At 69.7% G+C, this 1,859-nt stretch carries 1 protein-coding gene; it reads left to right on the top strand.

Going from position 1 to position 1,859, the window contains the following annotated elements; genetic code table 11:
- Positions 1–288 precede the first annotated feature (288 nt).
- Positions 289–1,614, top strand: coding sequence for a hypothetical protein (locus tag ABZ671_RS32665; RefSeq protein ID WP_357865411.1), 1,326 nt, complete (start codon positions 289–291; stop codon positions 1,612–1,614).
- Positions 1,615–1,859: the final 245 nt, after the last annotated feature.

Genomic DNA, 1,859 nt, shown 5'->3' with positions numbered 1-1,859 from the left:
CACAAGGGCAACCACGGTCGGGGCCGGGGCCGCAACCCAACCCCGGTTGCACCCCCGACCCCGACCGTGGTCGGTCACGACCAGGCCGCCGGGATCGCTCTCTCGCAACTCGCATGCCCACGAGAAAATCCCAGCTCAAGCCCTGTTCAGGGCCTCTATCCGGCGGAAGTGTGCTAGAATTTTAAGTGTAAGGCGAGGGAAGCGACGCCCAAGCCCTACAACCACCCAAACCAAGTGGCGGCCCACATCGGACCGATGCAGCCGCCAGCGCAAGAAGGAGTGAGCAGCATGGTTGCCATCGGAGGCGATCCGGAGCAGGGCAACACCCACCAGTTGAACGCCAGCCCGGAGAACACGGGCCAGCGCCGTCCGGACGCCGCGTCGGCCGCCAGAGAAGGCGAGCCCGCGACGGCCGACACGATGACCCCCGAAGAACTGCGGGAGCACGGGCTTCGGCCGAGCCCGGTCGCGGAGGTCGAGGACCCCCACAAGCGGGTGTGGCCCGACAGGGGCACGCTGGAAAGCGACATGCGGGAAGCCGCCGACCGGATGGCCGAGGCCGCTTCCTACCAGTACGCCACGATGAGCGCCGGCGCGGCGGCGCAGCTGATCCGCGAGGCGTTCGGCGAGAAGGCACACCGGGCGGTGTTCGAGCGCGGAGAGATGGCCGGCGACGCCGGCACCTACGCGAACCTGCTGGTCGTGTACGACGCCGACGACGACGTGCTCTGGTACGACCGCCAGAGAATCGAACTGTCCGTCACGCCGTTCGGCCGATCGGCCGACGAGATCGAGGCATGGGGCGGGCACATCATCCCGCAGCTCGCCGAGACCACGAGAACGGCGATCGAGCGTCTGATCGTGATGGCCGAGGACACCAACGGCGACGGCTACCTGGTCGAAACCGGGCTGGAGACGGGCACGTTCACCGACAACGGCAAGGCCGAAGACGGGGATTTCCAAACCGGCGGCGACGTGCTTCTGGAGCTGGAAGTCCAAGAGGAGATCGACGACCTGCACACGGTCGGTGGGCATCCGGCGTCCGACGGGTCGCAGTTCCCGCAGCGGCGGCTGCTGTCCCCGCTGGAGCGTGACATCACCGTACGGGTGCTCAACGACGTGCTGCTCGCAGGCGAGCAGACGAAGGTGCGGCTGTTCCCCGGCGACCGGGGAACGCTTGCCAACGTGGCGGCGACACTCGACCCCCGCCACAACGACGACGGGGAGCGGGACCGCATACACAGCGGCTACATCAGCCTGGACCGGCTGGAAATGGTGCTGCGCCGTGAGACCAGCGTGATCGACCCGGACGACGTGGCCAACCTGATGAAAACGATCCGGATGGTGACGACCTCCCCCAGCGCTGGTGGCGACCACCCGGACAGCCCGGCGGCCAGCGCGCAGCCCGGGCCAGACGAGGCCACGGCACAGCGGCTCGTTCAGCTCGCCGAAGACCTGGACATCGCCGACGACGCCCTGGACAGCCTCGTGCACGACATGCACAGCCTCCCGGCAAGCCAGGTCAACAACGGCGGCTTCGAGGACCAGGTGCGCTACCTGCTGCCACTGATGAGTGAGGCCGAATTGGAGCAGGCGATCCGCTCGGCCGCCTGACCGGGCCTTCCCAGCGAGCCGGCCCGCCCTGCACCACCCAGGGCGGGCCGGCCGGCCGCAGGCCCGCCGGCGCCGGCCGGTAGCGGGGTGATGCCGCCGGCATCACCGGGTCCCACGGTCCGCCGGGCACTCTCCCACGGACCAGGTCCAGCTATCGGCCCTGCGGGCCGATGGCCTCCAGCCGGGCCAGCGTGCCGCCGCTGGACCGCGGCCCCTCGCCGGGGAGGCAGGCTCCAGGATGGTCC

This window comes from Micromonospora sp. NPDC006766, assembly GCF_040636055.1.
Lineage (GTDB): Bacteria > Actinomycetota > Actinomycetes > Mycobacteriales > Micromonosporaceae > Micromonospora.
This window is presented reverse-complemented; position numbering and strand designations above follow the sequence as displayed.